Below are 6,997 nucleotides of genomic sequence, written 5' to 3' on the forward strand. Positions count from 1 at the left end.
CACGGCCGGCCGCCGCTTCAGCGGCCTTCGGCCGTGGCGAAGTCCGGGAGTTCGGTGGACAGCAGTTCCTCGGCGCCGTTGTCGAGGAGCTGCTGCATCTGCTGCGAGCGGGGCAGCATGGTCGCCTCGTAGGTGCGGACGGCGTCGCCGACGGTGTCGTTGTCCACCAGGGCGAGGGCGAGCTCGCAGGCGTCCAGCATGGCGAGGTTGACGCCGACGCCGAGCGGGGGCATGAGGTGGGCGGCGTCGCCCAGCAGGGTGACCGCGGGGTGGTGGTCCCAGACGTGAGGGACGGGCAGGGCGTGGATGGGGCGGTCGACGTAGAGCCCGTCGTTGTCGGTGAGCAGCCGGCGCAGGCGGGGTGACCAGTGGCGGTAGCGTTCCAGGAGCAGGGCGCGGATGCCTTCGGCGTCCTGGACGGTGAGGCCGCTCGCGGTGATCCAGTCGGCGGGCACCCGCTGGATGACGTACGCGCGGATGTGACCGCCGCTGCTGCGCTGCGCGAACAGGCCCCGGTCGCCGTCGGCCGCGGCGGCGCTTCCCCGGCCGACGAGGTCGGCGATGTCGGCGTGCCGGTCGTCGACGTCGTGGAACCAGGCTTCGAGGAAACTGACGCCGCTGTACCGGGGGGTGGCCGGAGAGAGGGTGCGGCGGACCCTGGACCAGGCGCCGTCGGCGCCGATGACGAGGTCCGCCTCGATGGTGGTGCCGTCGGCGAAGTGGAGCCGGCGCGGGCCCTCCGCGGGCCCGTCGAGGGACCGGAGCGTGTGTCCCCATCGGACGGTACCGGGCTTCAGCGAGCCCAGGAGGAGGTCGCGCAGGTGGCCGCGGTCGATCTCGGGCTTGAAACGTTCGCCCTCGTCAGGGGTGTGCTGGAAGAGGAGTGTCCCGGCCGGATCCAGCTGACGCATTTCCTGTCCCTCGGGCCGGGACAGCCGGAAGAACTCCTCCAGCAGTCCGGCTTCGCGCAGGGCGATCTGGCCGTTGTCCTCATGGAGGTCGAGGGTGCCGCCCTGGTCGCGGGCTCCCGGCCCGGTCTCGTGGTCGTACACGGCGGGGAAGATGCCGTGCCGCTGGAGGATGCGGGCGCAGGTCAGCCCGCCGGGCCCGGCACCGATGATCGCGATGCGGGGCGAAGGGTCGATGGTCATGGGTGGTGCTCCGTTCGTGTCGCGCAGAACTGCGCTGTCAGCCCGCCGTGATGGCGGGCGAGGCCTTGGCGGTCCCGGAGGCTTCCGTGGTCCCGGAGACCTCCGTGGCCCCGGTGGGTACGGGCGGGCCCGCCTTCTTCAGCGGGACCTCGATGACGAAGACGGCGGCGAGGAAGGCGAGGGCGCAGAGGATCGCGGCCGTCAGGAAGATGTGGCTGGTGCCCGTGGCGAAGGCGCCGAGGTAGGCGTCCTTCGCTCCGACGGGCAGATCACGCAACGCGTTCGGGTCCGCTTCCGCGCCGGCGGGCAGGTGGGGCTGCACGGCGCGGGTGAACAGCGAGCCGAAGACGGCGACGCCGAGGGATCCGCCGAGGGTGCGGAAGAGGTTGACCGAGCTCATGGCCGCGCCCATGTCGCGCAGGGAGACGCTGTTCTGGGCGATGGTGCCGGCCATCTGGAGGGTGAAGCCGAGGCCGATGCCGACGAGGACCATGGAGAGGCTGGTCAGCAGGGATGAGGTGTGGGTGTCCATGGTGGCCAGCAGGCCCGTGCCCGCGGTGAGGAAGAGGGTGCCGACGACGGGGAACATCTTGTACTTCCCGGTGGCGGACATGACCTTCCCGGCAAGGGTGGAGACGATCACGACGGGGATCATCATCGGGAGCATCAGCAGGCCGGAGTTGGTGGCCGAGGCGCCCTGGACCGTCTGCTGGAACAGCGGCAGGTAGAGGCCCGCACCGAACATGACCACACCGGCGGCCAGGAGCAGGACCATCGCGAGCGGGTAGTTGCGGTGGGCGGTGAACACGCTCAGCGGCAGCAGCGGCTCACTGGCCCGCTTCTCGACCTGGACGAACAGGGCCAGGCCGACGATCGTGGCGGCGCCCAGCGAGAGGATCTGCCAGGAGCCCCATGCGTAGGTGCTGCCGGCCCAGGTCGCGGCCAGGACGATCGCGCTGATGGAAAGGGTCAGCAGGGCGATGCCCGCCCAGTCGATCTTCGCCTGGATGCGCCGGGCGGGGACCTGCAGCTTCAGCCAGAGCCACACGAGGGCGACGAGCCCGATGGGCAGGTTGATGTAGAAGGCCCAGCGCCAGTCGAAGTGGCCGGTGACGAAGCCGCCCAGGAGCGGCCCGCCGATGGTGCCGATCGCCATGACGGAGGCGGTCATGCCCTGGTACTTGCCCCGCTCGCGCGGCGGTACGAGGGCTCCGATCAGCGCGAAGGCGCCCGCGCCGATGCCCCCGGCGCCGATGCCCTGCACGACGCGGTAGGCGATCAGCTCGCCCATCGAGCCGGAGGTCCCGCAGAGGGCGGACCCGACGATGAAGAGGGCGATCGAGGCCAGGTACATGGGCTTGCGGCCGAAGAGGTCGCCGAACTTGCCCCACACGGGCGTGGTGACGGCCGTGACCAGGGTGTAGGCGGTGACGACCCAGGAGATGTGCTCCAGGCCGCCCAGGTCGCCGACGATCGTGGGCATCGCGGTACTGACGACCATGTTGTCGAGCATCGACAGCAGCATGGCGAGCATGACGCCGAGCAACACCCAGCGCACGTCTTTGGGTACGGCCGTGGGGCCGGGGGAGGGGAGGGATGCGGTCGCGGACATGACTGATCACCCCTTTCGGGCGTAGTAGAGCGAGGAGGTACGGGGAGGTAGGGGAAGGAGGCGAAGCCGGGGAGCAGCGCGGGGGCGGCAGCCGGTCTCACTTCCCCAGAAGACCACAACCGTTCATTAAGTGCAACCGCTCAACTTATGAACTCGTGCACCTTGGGGGTGAGAGTGCCGCTGCTCGAATCGCGTGTGCGAGGCCCTCAAGTCGCCGATGATGCAGCCATATTGGCTTGAGGAGCGCACCTGGGTGGGACGGAAGGTCAAGCGGGCGGCTGCCGTCCTGTAGGCCGTCTACTGTGCGGACCAAGGCCGAGCCGTCCATCGTGGCGACGGCGACCTGAGGAGGAATCCCGTGGCATCGCAGTACGACCCCGAGCATGCTCCCGCGGGTGATGTGGGCGCAGCGCTGTTGATGATCGATTCCAGGCTCAAGGGCATTCACGACGGCAAGACCGGGATCGACCCCGAACAGCAGGCGCTGATCGACCAGTACGCCTCGTCGCTCGGCCCGAGGGAAGCCGACGACCTGCTGGACGGGGCGTGCACGCTCATCTACATGTTCATGATCTGGCTGCGCAGGGCCCACGAGGAGCACGGCAAGGACGTCATCGAGTACGTCGTGCCGAACATCGTCGCCACGATGCGGATGATGCCCAGGAGCGTGCGCCCCGAGGCCATCCCCACCATGGCCGGACTCGTCATCGCCGCGGGCACCGGCCTGAGTCCCAACCTGTGGCGCAAGCAGTACGGGGACTGGACCGAGGCGGAGATGAATCCGCTCGAGGCCACGGCCTTCCTGCTCGCGGAGTACATCAACCGCATGACCGGCGACCCCGACTTCGCGACCCGCCTGATCACCGATGCCCTGGCCGACGCGGAGGAGGACTGACGGCAGAAGAGGACCGACGGCGGAAGAAGACCGACGGAGGAAGGGGGCCGACGTGCGTCATGCGTCCCTCGGGCGAGCTGCCCTGGGGGCGATCACCGGGGTTTCGTGATCTGGTGCTGGGAGCACCGATGAGTTTTACCGCGACCGGCTGTCTACCCCTGTGGAAGACCGAAACCCCAGCAGCCGCCCCGGAAGGGTGAGGAACATGAAGTACATGATCCAGATGAACGTGCCTGCCGCCGAGTGGGACGCCATCATGTCGTCGTACTCCGAGGACGACATGAAGGCCATGTTCGCCCACATGGGCGCCCTCAACGACGACATCACCGCCGCCGGGGAATGGGTGGACGGGCAGGGCCTCGGTGGCCCCTCGCTCGTCAAGACGGTACGGGCCGGAAGCGACGGGCGGCCGCAGGTCACCGACGGGCCGGCCCACGAGGGACAGATCCTGGCCGGGTACTGGCTGGTGGACGTCAAGAGCGAGGACCGGGCCCTGGAGATCGCCGCACGGGCGTCGGCCTGCCCCGGCCCGGGAGGGAAGCCGGGCAACGACCCGGTCGAAGTGCACCCGATCCCCGGAGACCCCACCCAGGCCTGAGGCCCGGCGCTACGGCGAGGGCGAGGCCGTCCCCGGCGGGGGCGACGCGCGGTCCGCGACGAGGCGGACCGCCGCGATCGTGAGGTCGGGGTCGTGGAGCTGGACGTAGTGGTCGCTACCGGTCGCCAGCAGGTGCGGGGTCTGCGGGCGCAAGCCCACCAGAGCCTGCTGCGCCGTGGGCCAGGCCTTCTCCAGCTCCGCCACGAGATCCTTGGACATCGTGGGCGGTACGGCGAAGGGCGCGGTCTTGCTCAGTACCGCGACGGGAACCGGGGGCAGCGGCCCGCCGCGGTCGATGGCGGTGACCCCGCCCTCGATGTCGACCTGCTCGAACTCCGGATCGGCGTCGAAGGGCGTACCGGGATGCCGCAGCGCTTCCACGTACGCGGCCCAGTCCGCCCCCATCGCGGGCCTCAGCGCCGGCCCCAGCGCGTCGACCAGGACGAGCCCGCGCGTCCGCTCCGGATGCTCCTGCGCGTAGCGCAGCGCGAGCATCCCGCCGAAGGAGTGCCCCACCAGCAGGTACGGACCGGGCACGCGCCCGGCGGTCAGCACCCGGTCCAGGTCCTGGACCATGGAGGCCACGGCCCGGGTGCCCCGTACGGGCGTGCTGCGGTCGGTGAGCTTCGGCGGCTGCGTGTAGCGGATGGTCCCCGGCCGGTCGTAGGTGCACACCCGGGTGAAGGCCGCGACACCCGGCAGTACCGCCGGGGTCTTCGGCACGGGCGGTGCGGTGTCGGTCAGGGTCCACGAGTCGGAGGCCTCGTGCAGTCCGGCGATCAGCACCACGGTCGGGCTCCCCGAGCCCGCGCAGTGCAGGTACAGGCTCCGCCCGCCGCCGATGTCCACCCGCTGCTCGGTGTCATCGCCGCCGGGCGGCGGCGCAGCGGCCACCAGCAGTACGGCGGCCACCGCGGCCACCGCCGCACCTGGCACTCGCCATCGCATACCCCCAGCCTCCCGCGCCCCCTTTCACCCCGCCAACCGGGCCCCGGCGCCCGGCGCCCGGAGCCCGGCCTTCGGACCGGCCACCGGGGCGACGACCCGGGCGTGGCGGAGGGGTCAGACCATCAGCAGCAGCCGGGTGTTCGACACGAGCTTCCGGTTGACGCTGGTGCTCTGGACGAAGATCGTGAACTCGTCGTTGTGGTCCGGCTTGACCCGCGCCTCCACGGCCGGCAGTCCGAGCAGCGCCCGGGCCTCCGGCCCCGTGTACACCCGGTCCGTCTTCTTCTCCAGCACCGCGATCTGCTTCTTCGCCTGGATCTTCTCGGGCTTGCTCAGCTGGTAGAACGCCCCGCCGGTGCGGTAGGTGTGCCCGGATTCGACGACCCATTCCCGGATCGCCGCGTCGCGGGCCACCGGGATCAGCTCGTACGCGGAGGGATCCGCCGGAGTGAGCCCGGCCGCCTTGATGGTCTCCGTGTTGACCACCTCCGCGCCCGTGGAGAACACGGCCCGCGATCCCCGGATGCCCTTCGCCCGGCCCACCATGAACTTCTCGGTGGCGTCCTTGATGACCTGCCCGGCCTCCTCCAGACCCTGCGTGCTCGTGGCGTCCCAGATGGCGACGTTCTCCTTGGGGAACCCGCACTGCATGGCCTCGCGCTTGCCCATCTGGTCCGGTACGAGGACGGCCAGCGTCCAGTTGTCCTCCTGCGTCTCGATCATCTCGGCCACGGCCTTCACCAGGTCGCGCTGATTCCGGGCAGGGGCGTCCGGGCAGCGGTGGCTGGCGTTCTCCTGCCCGTCGGTCAGCACGAAGGTCAGGAAGCTGTGGTCGCCGTACAGCTGAGCCGTCTGCGCCAGTTCGCGCTGCGACTTCAGCGAGGCCGCGAGCAGCGCCGTCATCCCACCGGTCCGGTACAGCTGCTTCAGCGAGGGCATCCGCAGCACGTCCTTGTCGTAGACGACGCACTCCACCTTGTCCGCGAAGACGTACACCGTGACGCGGGTCTCCTGGTCCAGTTCGCCCGACCGGCGGGCCAGGTACGCGATCTGCTGGTCGGCGACCTCGACGACCTTGCGGCTCAGGTGGGACATGGACGAACTGGCGTCCAACACAAGAGCGACGTGGTTGATGTAGTTCTGGTTTCCGGACATGGAAGCTCCCCCTCGTTTCCGACTGGATGCTCCTACCGTCTCACCCGCCACTGACAATCGATCATGGCTGCGATCCTCGACGTAGGGTCCCCGCCCAGGCCCGAACAGGGCCGTACGAAGGGTCATGTGACGTGTCGAATCGTTTCGCCCGTGGCGTTCGAGTGAACGGTCGTTCCTGTCGGCTCCGCCGGGCGTTGAATCGGCTGACGCATCCGTCCATGGGAGCGTCACCAGATCCTTGAGTTCTTAGGGGAACCAATGCGTATTCGCTCTGCCGTCACCGCTTCCGTCCTCGCCGCCGGCATCCTGCTGGGCGGCGCCGGCGCGGCCCTGGCCAACGACGGTGTCGACATCGACTACTTCTCGGGCGGTCACAAGGCCTTCTCGTCCAACTGCTCGTCCGCGGCCGCCATCCCGGCGCCCTTCGGCCCCGCCTACACCTCCACCTGTGCGAAGGACGGCGAGGCGGAGTGGGTCAAGGGTGCCCACCTCGGCGCCTAGCAGGACCATCCGGCCCGAGCCGGAGCGGGGGGGGGGGGGGGGAGGGACCCCCCCCCCCCCCCCCCCCTCTTCTCCAGGTCCCCCCCCCCCCGCAACCCTACGACCTCCCCCCCCCACACACACCCCCCCTTCCCGAA

At 70.0% G+C, this 6,997-nt stretch carries 7 protein-coding genes; 3 read left to right on the forward strand and 4 right to left on the reverse strand.

Features of this window, described 5'->3' with window-relative positions:
- Positions 1-17: 17 nt before the first annotated feature.
- Entirely contained in the window at positions 18-1,151 is a 1,134-nt protein-coding gene (locus ACFRU2_RS03725) for an FAD-dependent oxidoreductase (protein ID WP_382967168.1), read from the reverse strand.
- A gap of 37 nt (positions 1,152-1,188) precedes the next feature.
- Positions 1,189-2,763: an MDR family MFS transporter gene (locus ACFRU2_RS03730; RefSeq protein ID WP_382967170.1), complete on the reverse strand. Its 1,575-nt coding sequence runs from the start codon at positions 2,761-2,763 to the stop codon at positions 1,189-1,191.
- Positions 2,764-3,121: 358 nt separating this feature from the next.
- Here ACFRU2_RS03730 and ACFRU2_RS03735 point away from each other — a divergent pair, with 358 nt between their 5' ends.
- Complete coding sequence (locus ACFRU2_RS03735; protein ID WP_382967171.1) at positions 3,122-3,658, forward strand: hypothetical protein; 537 nt, start codon at positions 3,122-3,124, stop codon at positions 3,656-3,658.
- A 205-nt stretch (positions 3,659-3,863) separates the two neighbouring features.
- Positions 3,864-4,256, forward strand: a complete 393-nt coding sequence (locus tag ACFRU2_RS03740) for a YciI family protein (RefSeq protein ID WP_382967172.1) — start codon at positions 3,864-3,866, stop codon at positions 4,254-4,256.
- Between the two features lie 9 nt (positions 4,257-4,265).
- On the opposite strand, the gene ACFRU2_RS03745 is transcribed toward ACFRU2_RS03740, so the two are convergent.
- Both ACFRU2_RS03745 and ACFRU2_RS03750 read right to left on the reverse strand, forming a co-directional pair.
- A complete protein-coding gene (locus tag ACFRU2_RS03745; protein ID WP_382967174.1) occupies positions 4,266-5,204 on the reverse strand; it encodes an alpha/beta fold hydrolase in 939 nt (312 codons plus the stop codon).
- Between the two features lie 114 nt (positions 5,205-5,318).
- Complete coding sequence (locus ACFRU2_RS03750) at positions 5,319-6,359, reverse strand: vWA domain-containing protein (RefSeq protein ID WP_382967176.1); 1,041 nt, start codon at positions 6,357-6,359, stop codon at positions 5,319-5,321.
- A 258-nt stretch (positions 6,360-6,617) separates the two neighbouring features.
- On the opposite strand from ACFRU2_RS03750, the gene ACFRU2_RS03755 reads away from it, so the two are divergent.
- Entirely contained in the window at positions 6,618-6,860 is a 243-nt protein-coding gene (locus ACFRU2_RS03755; protein WP_274551343.1) for a hypothetical protein, read from the forward strand.
- The last annotated feature ends 137 nt before the right edge of the window (positions 6,861-6,997 follow it).

Source organism: Streptomyces sp. NPDC056883, from assembly GCF_042788835.1.
Classification (GTDB): domain Bacteria; phylum Actinomycetota; class Actinomycetes; order Streptomycetales; family Streptomycetaceae; genus Streptomyces; species Streptomyces stoeckheimensis.

Coding starts and splice junctions, on each gene's coding strand:
- ACFRU2_RS03725 (WP_382967168.1), bottom strand. CDS start 1,151: ATGACCATCGACCCTTCGCCCCGCATCGCGATCATCGGTGCCGGGCCC.
- ACFRU2_RS03730 (WP_382967170.1), bottom strand. CDS start 2,763: ATGTCCGCGACCGCATCCCTCCCCTCCCCCGGCCCCACGGCCGTACCC.
- ACFRU2_RS03740 (WP_382967172.1), top strand. CDS start 3,864: ATGAAGTACATGATCCAGATGAACGTGCCTGCCGCCGAGTGGGACGCC.
- ACFRU2_RS03745 (WP_382967174.1), bottom strand. CDS start 5,204: ATGCGATGGCGAGTGCCAGGTGCGGCGGTGGCCGCGGTGGCCGCCGTA.
- ACFRU2_RS03750 (WP_382967176.1), bottom strand. CDS start 6,359: ATGTCCGGAAACCAGAACTACATCAACCACGTCGCTCTTGTGTTGGAC.
- ACFRU2_RS03755 (WP_274551343.1), top strand. CDS start 6,618: ATGCGTATTCGCTCTGCCGTCACCGCTTCCGTCCTCGCCGCCGGCATC.